Genomic DNA, 18,347 nt, shown 5'->3' with positions numbered 1-18,347 from the left:
TAAAAAAGCCCCAACTAATGTTGAGGCTTTTTTACACCACTCTCTATTACTAGAGATTATAATGGTACCCGAGGCCGGACTTGTGCCTGTACGCCTGATGTTCAACCAGAGCGCGAGGGATTTTATTCTTTCGATCTAATTCACAAATTTCAGACGTAAAAAAGCCCCAACTAATGTTGAGGCTTTTTTACACCACTCTCTATTACTAGAGATTATAATGGTACCCGAGGCCGGACTTGAACCGGCACGCTTATTCAGCGAGGGATTTTAAATCCCTTGTGTCTACCGATTCCACCACTCGGGCAAAGTGTTGTTTTAACCGTTACTAAAAGTAACCATCAAACGCAATTTCGTGGAGGCGCGACCCGGAGTCGAACCGAGATCGACGGATTTGCAATCCGTAGCATAGCCATTCTGCCATCGCGCCATGCTTTAACCAAATTCAAATCCATCGGATAAGATAAGAAATTGGAGCGACATATCGGGTTCGAACCGATGACCTATACCTTGGCAAGGTATCGCTCTACCAACTGAGCTAATGTCGCATTTGTATCGCCTATAACCTTTACTAAATTTGTAAGAACAATAATGCCTTTCAAACTTAACAGCTGAAGAAGTTTCCCCTGACTGCGGAATGGCATTCTACCGTTTTAGCCCCGATAGTCAATCAATAAAAACACATTTATTGCAACATAATGACTGTTTGATGCATAAATCATCATTATGATTAAATAAATTACAACGCGCATAAAAAAGCACCTCCAAAGAGATGCTTTATCATAAATATGACGGTAAGTACTCAATAAACAGCGATATTAAGCTTGTACGCCTTTCGAGTATTCACCACCATGAATGGTTAGTTTTTATAACACATTAGCTTTTTGGTAATGATAATGTGGTTAAACCAAGCATTTTTTGCATAACGCCAACAACCTGGCAGCTATAGCCAAATTCGTTGTCATACCATACGTATAAAATGGCACGTTTACCCTCTGCTATCGTCGCTTGCGAATCAACAACTCCGGCATAACGTGAACCGACTAAATCGCTAGATACTATTTCAGTCGATTCAGTAAAATCAATTTGATTTTGTAATCCAGACTGTAATGCGACATCTTTTAAATATTCATTCAGTTCATCACGATTAGTTTCATGTTGTAAATTAACACTAATAATCGCCATTGATACGTTAGGTGTTGGAACTCGGATTGCGTTACCGGTTAGCTTACCCGCTAATACAGGCAATGCTTTAGCAACAGCTTTAGCGGCACCCGTTTCAGTAATCACCATGTTTAACGGTGCACTGCGACCACGACGGTCGGCACTATGGTAATTATCGATTAGATTTTGATCATTCGTATACGAGTGAATCGTTTCTACGTGGCCATTCTCAATAACGTATTTGTCATTAACCGCTTTCAACACTGGCGTAATAGCGTTTGTAGTGCAGCTTGCCGCTGAAACAATTGTGTCTTCATCAAGAATATCGTTTTCATTCACACCATAGACGATATTTTTAATAGCGCCTTTAGCAGGTGCCGTTAACAATACTTTTGAAGCTCCTGGGCTTTTAAGGTGTAAACCTAAACCCTCTTCATCTTTCCAAATACCAGTATTATCGACAATTAATGCATCTTTAATATCATACTGAGTGTAATCAACTTGATCAGGAGAATTTGCGTAAATAATCTGAATATAAGTGCCGTTAGCGATGATTGCGTTGTTTTCTTCATCAACTTCGACAGAGCCATTAAATGGTCCGTGTACCGAGTCACGACGCAATAAGCTAGCACGTTTCTCTAAATCACCCTTTTTACCACCGCGCAACACAATGGCACGCAGACGCAATTTGTTGCTTTTACCGGTACGTTCAATTAATAAACGTGCCAGCAAACGGCCGATACGACCAAAACCATAAAGTACAACATCACGAGCCGGGGTATCATCACCGTGATTAACCGCTTCTGACAATTCTTGTGTCATATAAGCTTCAATACCGCTCGCATCCTTGTTATTACGCCAGTAATTAATCGCTAATTTACCAATATCCACTCTGCAATGTTTAATCGCTAATTTGCTAAGTGCTACAACAAATGGGAAACTTTCACGAAGACGTAATTTTTCACCGACATGACGACGTACTAAACGGTGTGACTTAATGATTTCGATGGTTGATGCATTAAGCAATGGTTTACCATATACCATTACTTCAATGCCTTGGTTACGATACAACTTGCCAAGCAACGGTTGCATTGCTTCTGCCATTTCGAAACGTTCTTGCCAGCTCTGTAAATGTTTATCTGCGCTCATGTAGGGATCCTTTATCTCACTTTTCTCGTTTTTTCAGAAAGGTTTGAGTAACAAAAAGAAAAGACCAATAATTTAGTATATTGTATGGGGGTGGCCCCTGTTGGTCGCCGACATTGTAATGAAATACAGGTTATTTCGCTAGTAACAAATTTTCGGTAAATGTGTAATTTTATTAGACAATTTACCTCTCGGAGACGATTTTGAGCAAAAATTTTGTATTAATTACATCATTTACAGTCATTGGGGCATTATTTGGCCTTTTTGGCTGCGATAATGACCGTAATAGCGACCTCATTTGTAAAAATAATCCCGAACTTTGTAGCGATTTACACAAAGATAGTTGGTGCCGATTTGAAAAAGGCGACTTGATCCGTCATCGATACGCGTTAAAACAGAGTTCGACACCCACGGGAAAACAACTTTATCAGCAGTTGGTTTATCTAGAAAATTACAGTAAGTGCATCGAATTAGCCGCAGGGGTTCAACATAAGTTGAATACCGACCGTACACGAGATCGCGAGCGAGCATTAGCGGTAAGTACTCAAACATTATCTGAACTTCAAGAATTTACCCGCACTAATAATGAGGTGCATTTGGCATTTTATCGTTGGACGCGTTTCAACGATCAAGACGCATTCGCCATTGTTGAACGCACCTATAAGCAAGGTCAACTCACCGACAATGACATTATTACCCAACTAGCAGCTTATTATGTGCGAGTCTTACCTAACGACGCTAAAACGCTTTATTTGCATTTGTTAGCCACAACAGAACCAGCCAAAATCGATGCTGATTGGTTTTTAGCGTTAGCATCAATATATCGGCAACAACAAAATGCTGAAAAAGAATACCTGTTAACTCGAGCAAATTTGTTAATGAGTGACAACCATGCCGATGAAGAAAAGTTATTGGCCATTATTAAAGGCAATAAAATATTAGCGACAGAACTCGATAAACAAGCACTTGAATTAATCTCTGCGGTAATGAGTAAACAATTTGCACAGAGTCGCAGCGAGATGTTACTAAAGTAAGCATAAATCACCTCACTAATCGGCCAATATTATCTCGCTTACGTTAGTGTACAACTTACAAAACTGTGCTTAATTTATATTCAAAATGAGCTTAATGTAAAAAAAATACAAAATTATTGGCTTAATTCGGCATATTTAGGTGATTTAGCTTGATTATTACAGCCAATTTGGTAATTTTACAACCAGGCGATTTACATGCCACCAAATTATTTTAACTTGAGGGATATGAGATGACTATCCGTGTAGCAATTAACGGCTATGGCCGTATCGGTAGAAATGTTTTACGTGCTCTATACGAAAGCGAAAAAAATTACCAAATCGAAATCGTTGCATTAAACGATTTAGGTGATGCATCAATTAATGCTCACTTAACTAAGTACGATACTGTACATGGTCGTTTCAACGCAAAAGTTGATCACGACGATGAAGCTATCTATGTTAATGGCGACAAGATCTTAACTTTCCAAGAACGTGACCCATCAAAGTTACCTTGGGCTGAGTTGAAAATTGACATCGTTTTCGAATGTACTGGTATTTTCACTTCTAAAGAATCTGTGCAACCGCACCTTATTGCTGGCGCTAAGAAAGTACTTATTTCTGCACCAGGTAAGAATGTTGATGCCACTGTTGTTTACGGCGTAAACAACGAAGTATTAACTGCTGATATGACAGTAGTTTCAAATGCTTCTTGTACTACTAACTGTTTAGCGCCTATTGCTAAGCCGTTAAATGATGAGCTTGGGATTGAGTCTGGTTTAATGACCACTATCCACTCTTACACTAACGATCAGCGTTTATCTGATGTGTATCACACAGATTTACGTCGTGCTCGTGCTGCGGCAATGTCTATGATCCCTACCCAAACCGGTGCAGCTGCTGCAGTAGGTTTAGTGGTTCCTGAGCTTCAAGGCAAATTTGACGGTTTAGCGGTACGTGTACCAACAATTAACGTATCTTTAGTTGACTTAACCTTCTTAGCGTCTCGCGACACTACTGTTGAAGAAGTTAATGCCATCATTACTCGTGCTTCACTACAGTCTCCAATGTCTGAAGTTTTAGCGATTAATGTAGAACCATTGGTGTCTATCGACTTTAACCATAATCCTTTCTCTTCGAATTTCGACGCAACACAAACTCGTGTTAATGGTCGTTTAGTGAAAGTGATGTCTTGGTATGATAACGAATGGGGTTTCAGTAACCGCATGTTAGACAACGCTGTTGCACTAATGAACGCTAAGTAATCTACAAATATTATTTAATACTTGATAGAAATCTAGTTAGCTTAAGAGCCTCGCATATATGCGGGGCTTTTTGTTTTGGCTGCTGGGTAAGCAACATCCCCTTCTCTTATTGTTTCGATGCAGTGTTGATTTCGGTTTATTAACTTTCTTTTGATCTATGCGGCCTTCGGTCGAGAAACTAGTGGCGTTTCGCTCACACCTAAGTCAAAGGGTAAAGCGATTGATCTCCTCATCGCTCCAACTAAATCTTTTGATAAGCAGAATATTTAGATCGAGACTAATTCAGCGTTTAACTTCGCTAGTCACGCCCTCGCCCATTGTCAAAAATCCCTAGCGCTTCCGATAGCAATCTGATGTCAATGGATTTACGAATGCCATGGTAATGGAATATCAAGGAGTGACTCTGACCAGCGAAAGCTAATATGACATCCATGCCATGCTCACGGCGTTGTTTCAATGGACTCTATATAAGTGTATTTGCAGAAATAAATGACTTTTTATAAAAACAAAAAAGCCGACTAAATGTCGGCTTTCTGTTTTCATGGACATTAAACCTAAACCTAAACGTTTAAGCGTTGCCCTTCACTTTCATGTTCAATTCTTTGGCAAAATCGAGCATGCGGGTGAGTGGGATGAGTGCTTTAATGCGAAGTTCTTCACCCACAAATATTTCATGATTGGTTTTATCGGCATCGACTAATGAAGCTTCGATAGCGGGTAAACCGTTCATGGCCATCCATGGACAGTGGGCGCAGCTTTTACAGGTTGCTCCATTGCCGCCGGTTGGTGCTTCAAGTAATATTTTACCAGGAGCCGCTTGCTGCATTTTATAAAAAATGCCGCGATCGGTAGCGACGATAAACTTGTCGTTTGGCATGGTTTGTGCAGCTTTAATCAGCTGGCTAGTAGAGCCTACAGCATCAGCAAGTTCTACTACACTGGCAGGTGATTCTGGGTGTACTAGAATCGCCGCCGTAGGATGCTGTTTTTTAAGCTCACGAAGTGCTTTGGCTTGAAACTCATCATGCACAATACAATCGCCTTGCCATAACAGCATGTCGGCGCCAGTTTGTTTGTTGATGTAAGCGCCTAGGTGACGATCGGGTGCCCAGATAATTTTTTTATCTTGGCTGTCTAAATGCTCGACAATTTCAAGTGCGATGCTTGAGGTTACGACCCAATCCGCACGTGCTTTTACTGCGGCAGAGGTATTAGCATATACCACAACCGTATGGTCGGGATGGGCATCGCAAAACTCACTGAATTGCTCAATCGGGCAACCTAAATCTAATGAACAGGTTGCTTCAAGAGTTGGCATTAAAATGGTTTTTTCTGGGCTTAAGATTTTAGCGGTTTCGCCCATAAACTTAACGCCAGCAACAATTAATGTCTTGGCTGGGTGATCACGACCAAAGCGGGCCATTTCTAATGAATCAGACACACAACCGCCCGTCTCTTCAGCTAATGCTTGAATTTCAGGATCGGTATAATAATGGGCAACAAGTACTGCATTTTGATCAATCAATAACTGTTTAATACGTGCTTTATACTGTGCTTTTTCAGTGTCAGACAACACGGCAGGTTTTGGCGGAAACGGATATTCAATCATTTCAATTTTAGGTGCCGACAGACTCATACAGGTTCCAATCGATTTACATTGTTCGAGTATTATACGAAAAAGCCACTTAAAACAAAAGGACGTGTTAGCGTCCTTTTGGATAAGATAGTGCAATTAACACTAATCATCATTAGCGCATGGCTAATAACATTTCTTGTGGTTGCTCTAGGTAGTGTTTCCACAAATTACAGAAGCGAGCAATGGTGCCACCATCAATAACGCGGTGATCGCCAGACCAACTTACTTGCATAATTTTACGCGCTTCAACTTCACCTTTAGCATTAAAGCGTGGCAGTATTTGTAATTTACCTAACGCCACAATGGCCACTTCCGGCTTGTTAATAATCGGCGTTGCTATGGTACCGCCTAATGCGCCGATATTAGAAATCGAAATGGTACCGTCTTTCAAATCTGCTGGCGACACACGGCCACTGCGTGCGGCGGTGGTTAAGCGTGAAATTTCAGCAGCAATATCCAAAATAGACTTACTTTGTACGTCTTTAACATTCGGTACCAATAAACCCATTTTTGAATCAACGGCCATACCAATGTTATGACGAGACTTGTAAGTGAGTTCGGTACAATCTGCATTAACTTGGCTATTTAATATCGGAAATTCTGTGATCGCTAATGACATGGCCTTCATAAAGAATGGCATCATGGTCAGCTTCACTTCGTCAGTTGAATAGCGTTGCTTCATGCTTTCACGTAAGGCAACGAGTTCGGTAAGGTCAAACTCTTCACAGTAAGTAAAATGAGGGATAGTCGATACTGACTCAACCATCATTTTCGCCATAATAGCTTTGACGCCTTTGATAGGTTCAACCCGATCGTTCGCCGTTACATTACTCACTATGCCGCTATTCACAGAACTGCCAGCTTGAGCATTATCTTGACTCGTTGACGACACTGGCGTTGTGCTTGCTGCAGCTTGAGTGGCATGACCACCTTGCTGATGACGTTCAATATCTTCTTTGTAAACTCGGCCATTTTTGCCTGTGCCAACAACCATAGCGATATTAATGTCCAGTACGCGTGCCATGCGGCGAACGGCTGGGCTAGCTAAAGCTTTACCTTGTGCAACAGGTTCAAGGTTAACTTGTGGCGCAGCTGCTTGTGCTTGTTCAACCACTTCAACAGGAGCTGACGGAGCATTAACTTCAGCTTCTACTTCAATGGCAAATAAAGGTGAGTGCACTTTAGCAAGCTGACCTTTACGATAATGCAGTTTGACAATTTTACCGGCTTTCATGGCCGGGATTTGCACTAAGGCTTTATCGGTCATCACATCAGCGATGGGTTGATCTTCAACGACGATATCGCCTTCTTCGACTAACCAATCAACCAATTCACATTCAACAATCCCTTCACCGATATCAGGCAATAAGAACTCTTCAATGTTTGACTGACTGCTGGTTGTGGCCGTAACAGCATTACTGTTGTTAACAGCTGAATCGTTAACCGGTGTCATGGCAGCTACAGGGGCTTCAATGACGCTATCGTTGTCATCTCCATCCATTTCTACTGCGTACAATGGTTGATGCACAATGGCGATTTCACCTTTGGCGTAGTAAAGCTTGGTAATTTTTCCAGCATGCGGCGCCGGAATTTGCACTAAGGCTTTATCTGTCATTACATCTGCAATCGGTTGATCTTCAGTGACAATGTCACCTTCGCTAACTAACCAATCAACTAATTCACATTCCACCACACCTTCGCCGATGTCGGGTAAAATAAAATCTTTAATCATACCTTACTCCTAAAACGACACTGTGGCCTTGATGGCTTCGAAGGTCTTTAACTCATCTGGCATGTATTCTTTTTCATGCACCAATGGATAAGGCGTATCTAATCCACACACACGACTGATCGGTGATTCAAGCGATAAGAAACATTCTTGCTGAATGGTTGCCGCAATTTCACCAGCAAAACCACCGGTTAATGGCGCTTCATGGTTAATCAGTAAACGACCTGTTTTGGTCACTGATTTTGCGATAGTTTCAACATCCCATGGCGCGATAGTGCGTAAGTCGATAATTTCACATGAAATACCTTCTTTCTCGGCACGTTCGCAGGCTTTTTCGACGATTTCCATCTGTGCGCCCCAAGCCAGAACAGTAATATCACTGCCCTGCTTAACCACTTGTGCTTTGCCTAATTCGATAACGTAGTCACCGGCTGGAACCTCGCCAACAGATGCGCGGTACAAACGTTTAGGTTCAAAGAAAATCACCGGGTTTGGATCGCGAATAGACGCCAGCAACAACCCTTTAGCTTGTTCTGGATTACGCGGAATGACCACTTTTAAACCAGGCGTTTGGGTAAAATAGGCTTCAGGTGATTGAGAGTGGTAATGTCCACCGGCAATACCACCACCGTATGGTGTGCGGAAGGTTAACCCACCCACATCAAATTGATTACCACTGCGGTATCTAAATTTTGCCGATTCATTAACGATTTGATCGAATGCCGGAAAAATATAATCAGCAAACTGAATTTCTGCAACAGCAGTCATGCCATAAGATGCTAGGCCATTAGCAAAACCAGCAATACCTTGTTCAGTTAGCGGCGTGTTAAAACAACGGTCGCGACCAAACTGCTCTTGTAAACCAGAAGTCGCGCGAAAAACCCCACCGAAGTGGCCAACGTCTTCACCAAAAATCACCATGCGCTCGTCGGCAGTCATGGCTATTGATAACGCCTCATTGATGGCGTGTAACATATTCATTTGAGCCACGGTTTAGAGTCTCCCTGCGCTTTTTGGATAGGCTTTTGGATACTTAGCAATGTGTTCTTTCAGCTCTTTAAGCTGTTTTCTCAATGCTGGGGTCGGTTTATCAAGCACATCTTCAATAATTTCATCTAGTTTCGGAATAGGTAACTTTTCAGCCACTTTAACTGCTGCTAGCACTTCTTCGCGATAACGTTCAAATAACTTGGCTTCATCGGCTTCAGTTATCCAGCCTTTATTGACCATCCATAACTTAAAACGTTTTACTGGATCGTGTTGCTGCCATTTGGCTTCTTCTTCTTTTGAACGATAACCAGATGGATCGTCTGATGAAGAATGCGCGCCCAAACGATACGTCATCGCTTCAATCAATACTGGAGCATTATGTTCAAGTGCGTGGGCACGAGCTTGTTGCGTGGCAGCTAACACCGCTAGCATGTCGTTACCGTCTACACGAATGGTATGCATACCGTACCCAACTCCACGACTCGCAATACCGTTACCGGCAAATTGCTCTTCTGTAGGGGTTGAAATAGCATAACCATTGTTACGACAGAAAAAGATGGTCGGAGACTTAAGCACTGCAGCCATGTTCAAACCAGCATGGAAGTCACCTTCTGATGCTGCGCCTTCACCAAAATAACAAATGGCGACGTTACGCTTGCCTTGTAATTTCATGCCATAAGCAACACCTGTGGCTTGTGGAATTTGAGTTGCCAAAGGTGATGAAATAGTTTGGTAGTTGAGTTCACGGCTGCCGTAATGAATCGGCATTTGGCGACCTTTACCTAGATCTTTCTCGTTACTGAACATTTGATTCATAAATTGTTCAGTCGTAAAGCCGCGATAACGCAATGAGGCGTGCTCACGATATTGAGCCAAAATGACGTCGTCTTTATCAAGCGCGGCTGTGCTGCCAATAATTGAGGCTTCTTCACCGGTACAGGTCATGTAAAAACTAATCCGTCCTTGACGCTGGGCACCCAACATACGCTCGTCTAATACGCGTGTAAAAACACAGGTATCAAAGATTTTTTCGGCCAGAGCCTTGTCGATTACTGGTAGAACCGCACTTTCATAAGTGGTGCCATCAGCTTGCAAAATACGCAAAATGGGGATGTGCAATGACGCTTTGTCTAAGAAGCTGACACGGTGCACTGTTTCATTGGTCAGTGGTGCGTTGCTCATATTATGCTCTTGTTATTGTTGAGCCATGTTCAACATAAACATGGCTCTATTTATACTATGCGAGTAGACATTACGTTAACGTAAACTACCTATCAATACTTACTCTCACTGTAAACGCATTTTACTCGCGATTGACATGTATATATTGCTTTACGACTAGATAATAGTTTCGTTCAACGCGGGTACTAAACATAACACTGTGCGTTGCCCAATGGGCACATTTGCATTGGGAAATACAATGGCTTCTTGTGGGTATTCAACAGTGATTGAATTACCGCCTTCTGTCGCTAACACCTCGCCCTGACTAAAGGCACTGAAGTTTTCTGCATCACCAGCAAAGCTAAATTCAAAATCATCAAAGTGCTTGTTAATAGAGCGCGATACTTTATACAAGTTGACCTTGCTAGGGTCGAACTCAACAGGTGCTAACTCAGTTTCAGTAATCAACATTTCAAGCATAGTTTGAGTTTGTGCAAAACGACTCATGTCGTTTTGGCCAAATGGCATCACTTTACCTAATTCCACTGTAAAAGCATCTGCTTGGAATTGCTCTGACGAATAGTAACTAAACGTTGTTGTTGGTTCGTGGTGAAACAACATAGTATCAACGCCACATGCCGCCAAAAACATAATTTGTTCACCGCTAAAAGCACGGCCAGGACGGTATGGGTATATGGCAAACTTTTCATGCTTAGAAGCACGAATAGCAGTATGTAAGTCGTAATGAATACGTTGATTGTCATTATTGGCATTGAAAAAGTCTGCCACGTATTGCTCTAACGCTTTTGCACGATGACGCTCTGGATGGCTTAAGCCCTCGCCTTTAGAATGCGCGCCACTAAATAGACGATTCATGTTTTCATCAATAAAACGGGTTTTATTGATAATCGCGGCCGGATTACCAATTAAAAACATCACACGCTGCTTGGCAATAATGCGTTGGCTGAGCAAATCTTTAATGAGTTGATTACAGATTTCAATCGGCGCAGTTTCATTACCGTGCACAGCACAAGACAGCACGATATCTTTGGTTGCATTAGCCGGAGTAAATACAATCACTCCCGTATCCCATACATCTACACGGGTATGATCTGCCAACATAAAATCAGATGCTTCAGGTAATTGATTTGGATTGGCTAAGGTATAGGCTAAAAAATCATGGTTTATCATCAGGTCAGATAACACTATCAACTCCTTGTCTCATTATTATATGGCGTAGTTAACTTTGACGTAAAACGATGTTAACTATTACTGCCTATTGTCGCGGATTCTATCATAGCCAAACGCTATTTTATTGGTGGCATATGTTAGATTTATTTATTAATAAAAGTTTGCTTGCAAAACTACACAATATTCAACACAATTGTAGCCATCTAGACTTCTATAATTTGTTTTAAGGGTATGTCATGGCGTTAGCAACATTTGGTGCAGGCTGTTTTTGGGGTGTTGAATATTTTTTCCGTGAAATTAACGGCGTCAGTAACGCAACGTGTGGCTACATGGGTGGCAAAGACAGTGCGACCACATATAAAGAAGTGAAAACGGGTTCAACTGGTCACGCAGAAGTGGTTCAAGTTGAGTTTGATCCAGAAATCGTCAGTTACGACGACTTGTTGGACACTTTTTGGAAAAATCACAACCCAACCATGCTGAATATGCAGGGCGGTGACATTGGTACTCAATATCGCAGCACGATTTTTTTTCACGATAAAGAGCAAAAAGCCCAAGCTGAAAGCTCAAAGCTGGCATTAGCACGAAGCGGTAAATGGGGACAGCGTCATATTGTGACTGAAATTGTACCGATACAAACATTCCACATTGCCGAGGAATACCACCAGAATTATTTAGAAAAAAATAATTTACCAACCTGTCACTTGGTTTACTAAACCTAACAAAAAATCAATCGTTCGTTGAACGACAAGTAACCGTTTCAAGCGAGTTAATGTGTATCATTACCTCACCTGAAACGGAATATTTACACAATAGATTAGCTCAATCGATTTCCTGCACTCAACTTCACTTTACCCGCAGTAGTAAATTCCATACAATCCCATGCAAATTGCTTAAGGCATGTTATCGGAGAACAAAATCATGAGTGAAGCTCGTCACGTTAACCTACTAATTTTAGGTTCTGGCCCTGCTGGCTATACCGCTGCTGTTTATGCTGCGCGTGCAAATTTAAATCCTGTGATGATCACAGGCATGCAGCAAGGTGGTCAATTAACCACTACGACTGAAGTAGAAAACTGGCCAGGCGATGCTGAAGACTTAACTGGTCCAGCATTAATGGAACGCATGCAAAAGCACGCTGAGAAGTTTGATACTGAAATTATTTTTGATCACATCAACGAAGTGACCCTAACTGAGCGACCTTTCCGCTTAAAAGGTGACAACGGCGAGTTTACGTGTGATGCACTCATTATTGCTACTGGCGCATCGGCTAAATATTTAGGCCTCCCGTCTGAAGAAGCATTCATGGGCCGTGGTGTTTCTGCCTGCGCAACATGTGATGGTTTCTTCTATCGTAACCAAAAAGTTGCGGTGGTTGGTGGTGGTAACACTGCAGTTGAAGAAGCACTTTACTTAAGTAATATAGCTTCTGAAGTTCACTTAATTCACCGTCGTGACAGCTTCCGTTCAGAAAAAATTCTGATCAATCGTTTAATGGATAAAGTTGCGAACGGTAATATCATTTTACACCTAGACCAAACACTTGAAGAAGTCACTGGTAACGAGATGGGTGTGACTGGGCTTAAGAAGAAAAGCACTAAAGATGGTTCAGTGACCGATTTAGAAGTCGCTGGTGTGTTTATTGCGATTGGTCACAGCCCTAATACTGGTATTTTTGCTGGTCAATTAGAAATGAATCACGGTTACTTACAAGTAAACAGTGGTTTACAAGGCAATGCGACTCAAACCAGTATTGAAGGTGTTTATGCTTGTGGCGACGTGATGGATCAACATTACCGTCAAGCCATCACTTCTGCCGGTACGGGTTGTATGGCTGCACTTGATGCTGAGCGTTATTTAGACGCTAAAAAGTAATCGACAGTATGTAATACAACAAAAGAGCAGCTCAGGCTGCTTTTTTTATTGCCTTAAAAAACATTACACCGCTTTTTGATAAAACACTGCTTCAGTATCGCCTAAAGGATCGCGGTGAATACTTTTATGTTGAAACGTCATACCGAGTTTTTTCATAATCGCAATTGAGGCAATATTTTCCTCTACTGCTATCGCACTCACATGAGTCACGTCATCAGGCTCACTGACAGCATCCATGACCGCTTTGGCAGCTTCTGTAGCATACCCTTTACCCCAACAAATATGCTTAAACCGCCAACCTAACTCTAAGTTATGCGGTTGTGCTTGGGTAAAAAAGTGCATCGGTCTGACTAATACCCAGCCTAAATACTCGCCGCTTAACCCGTGTTGGTCATTGGCGTCACAATCGAGCGCATGGACTTTCCATAATCCCCAACCTTTTGGCGGATTTAAATATTGAGCCAATCTAGGTAACATGATCGTATCTATCTGATGCTGAGTGGTTTTATTGCCGCCATTAAGAAAGTGCATGACTCGTTCATCTTGGTCTAGTTCAAATAATAGTGCGCTGTCATTAAGAGTCATTAATGACAGTTGTAATCTAGAGGTGTTTTCAATCTGCACAATATCTGTTCCCTAAAGGTTTTATGTCATGAGATCACATGCAAGTAGTTGACACACAAGTTTACACAATGAAACAACAAACACTAAACATATCGATTAACATATACAGTAGAAAAAAGACTATTGGCGGTATGAAATGAACTTACTGCAAAAATATCGGATTATAAAAAGGAAGCATTGTGGCTACTAAAAAACAAATAATATTACCCATCATAGTATTAGGTATTGGAATAGCCGGTTTAGTTGGCATTGCTGCACTAAAAAAACCGCCTGAAGAAAAGCCTGCAGTTGATACCACCCCTTTAGTGTCGGTTGAAGCACTTGAATATAAACCGATGACTTTTTCTGTCAGTTCATACGGTGTTGTCGCGGCAAAATACGACACCGAACTCGTCGCACAAGTCAGTGGTGAAATTATTTATTTAGCCGATAAATTCGTCAAAGGTGGCTTTGTTAAAAAAGGTGATGTTTTAGCTAAAATTGATCCCAGTGACTATGAAGCTGGATTATTAGATGCTCAAGCAAACATCGCCTCGTCTAAAGCCAACATGGTACAAGAACGAGCCAATGCTGAAGTTGCCTTACGTGAATGGGCCGAAATAACCAGCAGTAAGCCAACTGATCTTAGTTTGCGCAAGCCGCAATTAGCACAAGAATTAGCCAAACTAAAAAGTGCTGAAGCGGGTTTATTACGTGCACAACGCGATTTAGAGCGTACGGTTATCCGCGCGCCGTATGATGCACTCATATCCAGCCGTGAAATCGGTTTAGGCGCATACGTCACCACTGGCAGCAAAATTGGTCATGTTTACAATACTGATACAGCAGAAATTCGCTTACCGCTAGCCGATAAAGAAATGCAATATTTGGATAAAAAAGGCACTCATGCTGAAGTACGATTAGCGGGCAACTTTGCCGGAAGCAAACAAGAGTGGATAGGAAAAATTGTTCGCAGTGAAGGCGTGGTAGACAGCAAAAGCCGGATGACATACCTGGTTGCCGAAATAGACGATCCATACGGACTCAATAGCGATAAAAATGAATTACGATTTGGCACCTATGTTACCGCCTATGTTGAAGGCAGTAATGCCGGTAATGTGGCCATTATTCCGCGTCATTTGATTGTAAATGGTTTAGTTGCTGTGATGGATAGCGACAAAACCTTACGCTATAAACCTGTTAACATTATTCGCCAAGAAGGCGCGAATGTCGTGATTTCCGAAGGTCTTGAATCAGGAATGCAAGTAATAACATCAGCGCTTGATTACCCGTTAGAAGGTATGCAACTTGCTCTGCCTGAAGATAAAATCTTACAAGATGAGTCAGTAGAAACAGAACAAACTGAACTTGCGATGGAAGGTAAATAAACATCATGGACGATACTAATAAAGGAATTATCGCCTGGTTTGCCCGCAATAGCGTTGCGGCAAACTTGTTGATGATCATTATCATACTCGGTGGTCTGTTGACCGCCAATACAATCCGTAAACAGTTCTTCCCTGCCGTTGAAGTTAACTGGATTCAATTTAGCGCCGTTTACCCAGGTACTGCACCACAAGAAGTGGAAGAAGGCATTACCATTAAAATTGAACAAGCTTTAGAAAGCGTTCAAGGCTTAAAAAGGGTTATTACCTATTCGAATCGTAATATAGCGCAGGGATATTTTCAGGTTGAAGACTCATACGATCCACAAGTCGTACTTGAAGAGGTTAAGTCTGAAATTGACTCCATCTCAACCTTTCCAGGCGGCATGGAGCCTCCAAAAGTTGAACGGATTAAGTTTCGCCAAGAAGTAATGTATTTAAGCCTTTATGGTGACTTAAATCAAAAACAACTCAAAGATTTAGGCGAGCGCATTAATGATGAAATCATGCAATTGCCTGGGGTCAACATTAGCGAATATTATAGCGGCTTAAGTTATGAAATTGGTATTGAAGTCAGTAAAGACCGTTTACGTGAGTTTGGGATAACGTTTAATGATGTGGCTGAGGCTGTTCGCGGCTATTCACGCAATATGTCTGCAGGCCAAATCAAAGCAGAAAATGGTTACATCAATTTACGCGTTCAGAATCAAGCCTATGTGGGTTACGAGTTTGAACAGCTGCCTTTATTGACACTAGATGATGGTACCAAAATATTATTAGGTGATATTGCCACCGTAAATGATGGCTTTGAAGAAGGTATTCAATACTCTAAATTTAATGGTAAAAATTCAGTTACCTTTTTCATTGGCGCGGGTAAAAATCAAAGTATTACTGATGTGGCAGATACCATTAATAGCTTTGTCGATAAACAGCAAAAAATATTACCACAAGGTGTAAAACTTGAACCTTGGGTAGACATGACTTACTACTTGGATGGCCGTTTACAACTGATGCTCGACAGCATGAAAAGTGGTGCGATATTAGTGTTTATCATGCTGGCTTTGTTCTTGCGAGTTCGATTGGCTTTTTGGGTGATGATGGGGCTGCCTGTATGTTTCCTCGGTACCCTATTGTTTATGCCAATGGCATTTATTGATGTGACCATTAACGTTATCAGCTTGTTCGCCTTTATCTTAGTGCTGGGGATCGTGGTCGACGATGCCATTGTGATGGGCGAAAGTGCCCACAGTGAGTCAGAAGAACACGGCCAAAGTATTGACAGCGTTATCCGTGGCGTTAAAAAAGTCGCTATGCCAGCTACATTCGGGGTACTGACCACGATTGCCGCTTTCCTACCGATAACCATGGACGATGGCCCATCATCAGCATTTGGGCAAGCAATCGGTTTTATCGTTATTTTATGTTTATTGTTTTCATTAATAGAATCAAAGTTGATTTTGCCTGCGCATTTGGCGCACATGAAAAAACCAACCATTGTTAAACCTGGTTCAAAAAATCCATTAGATTGGTTACGTAATGGGGTTAATTTTGTTCAAGGTAAAATTGATCGCGGTTTAACGAAATTTATTAAGTCTATCTATCGCCCTTCCCTTGAATTAGCGGTTGAGTATCGTTACGCAGTCATCATGTTGTTTATTAGCTTGATCTTAGTATGTGTTGGGCTCTATATGGGCGGTTTGGTTCGTTTTATCGGTCAACCAAAAATTCCACACGACTTTCCTCGAGTCACCGTTGAAATGAACGTTGATGCATCAGAAAAATCGACGCTCGCGGCCGCACTGGCCATAGAGCAGACATTATATGATGTTGATAAAAAGATTGAGCAGCAATATGGCCAGAAAATGATTTCTGACATGCAGGTCGATCTTAAAGGGCAAACAACGGCTGAAGTGATGACTAAATTGGTCGATCCATCACTCAGACCAATGGATACCTTTGCTTTAGCAGACTTATGGCGCAAAGCAATGCCACAAATTCCTGGGGTTAAATCGTTTAGCGTTCAAGACAGTTTAATGGGTGGCGGTCGTGAAGACGGTGACATTAGCTTTAGGCTTGAAGGTAAAGATGAAAGTCAGTTGGTTGCAGCGTCATTAGCTCTAAAAGCCAAACTAAATTCACTTAAAGGCGTCAGCGACGTAAACGACAGCCGCCAGTCAAGTGCCAAAGAAGTGCAGTTCCAATTAAAGCCATTGGCCAATGCATTGGGCTTAACCTTAGCCAATATCGCCTCACAGGTGGGTAATAGTTTTTACGGTCTTGAAGCACAACGTATCATTCGTAATGGCGAAGAAATCAAAGTGATGCTGCGCTACCCTGAAGAGCAGCGTAACTCAATTGCATTGGTACAAGATGTGATGATTAACACCCCACAAGGTGCAGAGTTACCCTTATCTGAAGTTGCGGAAATCAAGGTCGTGCAAGGCGTAAACAGTATCCGCCGCGAAAATGGTAACCGAACCATTAACGTGTGGGCCAATGTAGATGCAGATCAAACTGAACCGTTTAAATTGGCTAAAGATATCCGTGATAACTTTATGCCAGAGTTGCTGATTAAGTATCCACGCGTCCACAGTGAAGTGTCTGGTAGTATTCAAGAGCAATTAGACAGCGCCGATACACAAATGCGTGACTTTATTTTATCGCTGTTGCTGATTTATAGCTTGTTGGCTATTCCACTGCGCTCATATATTCAACCTATTATGATTATGTCGGTGATTCCGTTTGGGGTTATCGGTTCCGTAATGGGACACATCATTTTAGGCATCGATTTAAGTGTGCTATCGATGTTTGGTATTATTGCCGCTGCTGGTGTTGTGGTGAATGACTCACTAGTGATGGTGGATTATGTCAATAACTCCCGCAAAGCGGGTGTGCCGATGAAACAAGCCGTGCTCAATGCAGGTTGCCGACGCTTTAGAGCTATCATGCTTACCTCATTGACAACATTCATTGGTCTAGTGCCGATTATGGCTGAGACCAGTATGCAAGCTCAAATGGTAATCCCAATGGCTGTTTCATTAGCGTTTGGGGTGTTGTTTGCGACTGTGGTAACTTTATGTCTCATTCCATGTTTGTATATTGCTATTGAAGACGGTAAAGCATTGATCCGCAAGGTCATCAATATTTACGTCCCTGCTCCTTCGTCTACGATATCTGTATCCGAACAGCATTAAA

General features: G+C 41.9%; 13 protein-coding genes and 3 tRNA genes. 6 read left to right on the top strand and 10 right to left on the bottom strand.

All coding sequences use genetic code 11. From position 1 onward, the window contains the following. Nucleotides 1-218: 218 nt before the first annotated feature. From AAEY97_RS18175 to AAEY97_RS18160, 4 genes are all read right to left on the bottom strand, one after another. Nucleotides 219-304, bottom strand: a tRNA-Leu gene (locus tag AAEY97_RS18175). Nucleotides 305-353: 49 nt separating this feature from the next. Continuing rightward, nucleotides 354-427: transfer RNA gene (locus AAEY97_RS18170), tRNA-Cys, on the bottom strand. A gap of 42 nt (nucleotides 428-469) precedes the next feature. Then, nucleotides 470-545: transfer RNA gene (locus AAEY97_RS18165), tRNA-Gly, on the bottom strand. Nucleotides 546-873: 328 nt separating this feature from the next. Beyond that, the gene (locus AAEY97_RS18160; RefSeq protein ID WP_011637403.1) at nucleotides 874-2,310 is read right to left on the bottom strand and encodes a glyceraldehyde-3-phosphate dehydrogenase; all 1,437 of its coding nucleotides are present in this window, start codon (nucleotides 2,308-2,310) and stop codon (nucleotides 874-876) included. 200 nt (nucleotides 2,311-2,510) lie between these two features. On the opposite strand from AAEY97_RS18160, the gene AAEY97_RS18155 reads away from it, so the two are divergent. Further along, nucleotides 2,511-3,341 (top strand): DUF2989 domain-containing protein, encoded by an 831-nt coding sequence (locus AAEY97_RS18155; RefSeq protein ID WP_351000603.1) that lies wholly within the window; start codon nucleotides 2,511-2,513, stop codon nucleotides 3,339-3,341. A gap of 230 nt (nucleotides 3,342-3,571) precedes the next feature. After that, entirely contained in the window at nucleotides 3,572-4,582 is a 1,011-nt protein-coding gene (gene gap, locus AAEY97_RS18150) for a type I glyceraldehyde-3-phosphate dehydrogenase (protein ID WP_192114862.1), read from the top strand. Between the two features lie 568 nt (nucleotides 4,583-5,150). On the opposite strand, the gene nadA is transcribed toward gap, so the two are convergent. The 5 genes from nadA to astE all read right to left on the bottom strand — a co-directional run bounded on the left by nadA (nucleotide 5,151) and on the right by astE (nucleotide 11,304). Continuing rightward, nucleotides 5,151-6,218: a quinolinate synthase NadA gene (gene nadA / locus AAEY97_RS18145; RefSeq protein WP_162023056.1), complete on the bottom strand. Its 1,068-nt coding sequence runs from the start codon at nucleotides 6,216-6,218 to the stop codon at nucleotides 5,151-5,153. Nucleotides 6,219-6,330: 112 nt separating this feature from the next. Beyond that, nucleotides 6,331-7,950: a dihydrolipoyllysine-residue acetyltransferase gene (locus tag AAEY97_RS18140; RefSeq protein ID WP_101088349.1), complete on the bottom strand. Its 1,620-nt coding sequence runs from the start codon at nucleotides 7,948-7,950 to the stop codon at nucleotides 6,331-6,333. A 9-nt stretch (nucleotides 7,951-7,959) separates the two neighbouring features. Beyond that, nucleotides 7,960-8,937: an alpha-ketoacid dehydrogenase subunit beta gene (locus AAEY97_RS18135; protein ID WP_011637397.1), complete on the bottom strand. Its 978-nt coding sequence runs from the start codon at nucleotides 8,935-8,937 to the stop codon at nucleotides 7,960-7,962. Nucleotides 8,938-8,940: 3 nt separating this feature from the next. Then, nucleotides 8,941-10,119, bottom strand: a complete 1,179-nt coding sequence (locus AAEY97_RS18130; RefSeq protein ID WP_162023054.1) for a thiamine pyrophosphate-dependent dehydrogenase E1 component subunit alpha — start codon at nucleotides 10,117-10,119, stop codon at nucleotides 8,941-8,943. Nucleotides 10,120-10,275: 156 nt separating this feature from the next. After that, nucleotides 10,276-11,304 (bottom strand): succinylglutamate desuccinylase, encoded by a 1,029-nt coding sequence (gene astE, locus AAEY97_RS18125; protein WP_192114861.1) that lies wholly within the window; start codon nucleotides 11,302-11,304, stop codon nucleotides 10,276-10,278. A gap of 221 nt (nucleotides 11,305-11,525) precedes the next feature. On the opposite strand from astE, the gene msrA reads away from it, so the two are divergent. Both msrA and trxB read left to right on the top strand, forming a co-directional pair. Beyond that, on the top strand, nucleotides 11,526-12,005 hold the full coding sequence (msrA, locus tag AAEY97_RS18120) for a peptide-methionine (S)-S-oxide reductase MsrA (protein ID WP_101088353.1): 480 nt from the start codon (nucleotides 11,526-11,528) through the stop codon (nucleotides 12,003-12,005). A 205-nt stretch (nucleotides 12,006-12,210) separates the two neighbouring features. Then, nucleotides 12,211-13,164, top strand: a complete 954-nt coding sequence (trxB, locus tag AAEY97_RS18115; RefSeq protein ID WP_101088358.1) for a thioredoxin-disulfide reductase — start codon at nucleotides 12,211-12,213, stop codon at nucleotides 13,162-13,164. A 63-nt stretch (nucleotides 13,165-13,227) separates the two neighbouring features. Here the strand turns inward: trxB and AAEY97_RS18110 are convergent, their stop codons facing one another. Continuing rightward, complete coding sequence (locus tag AAEY97_RS18110) at nucleotides 13,228-13,788, bottom strand: GNAT family N-acetyltransferase (RefSeq protein ID WP_162023052.1); 561 nt, start codon at nucleotides 13,786-13,788, stop codon at nucleotides 13,228-13,230. Nucleotides 13,789-13,967: 179 nt separating this feature from the next. Here AAEY97_RS18110 and AAEY97_RS18105 point away from each other — a divergent pair, with 179 nt between their 5' ends. Next, nucleotides 13,968-15,155: an efflux RND transporter periplasmic adaptor subunit gene (locus AAEY97_RS18105; protein ID WP_059744931.1), complete on the top strand. Its 1,188-nt coding sequence runs from the start codon at nucleotides 13,968-13,970 to the stop codon at nucleotides 15,153-15,155. 5 nt (nucleotides 15,156-15,160) lie between these two features. Further along, on the top strand, nucleotides 15,161-18,346 hold the full coding sequence (locus tag AAEY97_RS18100; RefSeq protein ID WP_192114860.1) for an efflux RND transporter permease subunit: 3,186 nt from the start codon (nucleotides 15,161-15,163) through the stop codon (nucleotides 18,344-18,346). Nucleotide 18,347 lies beyond the last annotated feature (1 nt).

The organism is Shewanella sp. TB7-MNA-CIBAN-0143 (genome assembly GCF_040310065.1).
GTDB lineage: Bacteria > Pseudomonadota > Gammaproteobacteria > Enterobacterales > Shewanellaceae > Shewanella.
Note: the sequence above shows the minus strand (reverse complement) of the source record. Positions and strands in the feature narration are given on the sequence as shown.

Excerpts from the sequence above, each read along its gene's own strand:
- AAEY97_RS18160 (WP_011637403.1), bottom strand. The coding sequence starts at position 2,310 with ATGAGCGCAGATAAACATTTACAGAGCTGGCAAGAACGTTTCGAAATG.
- gap (WP_192114862.1), top strand. The coding sequence starts at position 3,572 with ATGACTATCCGTGTAGCAATTAACGGCTATGGCCGTATCGGTAGAAAT.
- nadA (WP_162023056.1), bottom strand. The coding sequence starts at position 6,218 with ATGAGTCTGTCGGCACCTAAAATTGAAATGATTGAATATCCGTTTCCG.
- AAEY97_RS18140 (WP_101088349.1), bottom strand. The coding sequence starts at position 7,950 with ATGATTAAAGATTTTATTTTACCCGACATCGGCGAAGGTGTGGTGGAA.
- AAEY97_RS18130 (WP_162023054.1), bottom strand. The coding sequence starts at position 10,119 with ATGAGCAACGCACCACTGACCAATGAAACAGTGCACCGTGTCAGCTTC.
- msrA (WP_101088353.1), top strand. The coding sequence starts at position 11,526 with ATGGCGTTAGCAACATTTGGTGCAGGCTGTTTTTGGGGTGTTGAATAT.
- trxB (WP_101088358.1), top strand. The coding sequence starts at position 12,211 with ATGAGTGAAGCTCGTCACGTTAACCTACTAATTTTAGGTTCTGGCCCT.
- AAEY97_RS18100 (WP_192114860.1), top strand. The coding sequence starts at position 15,161 with ATGGACGATACTAATAAAGGAATTATCGCCTGGTTTGCCCGCAATAGC.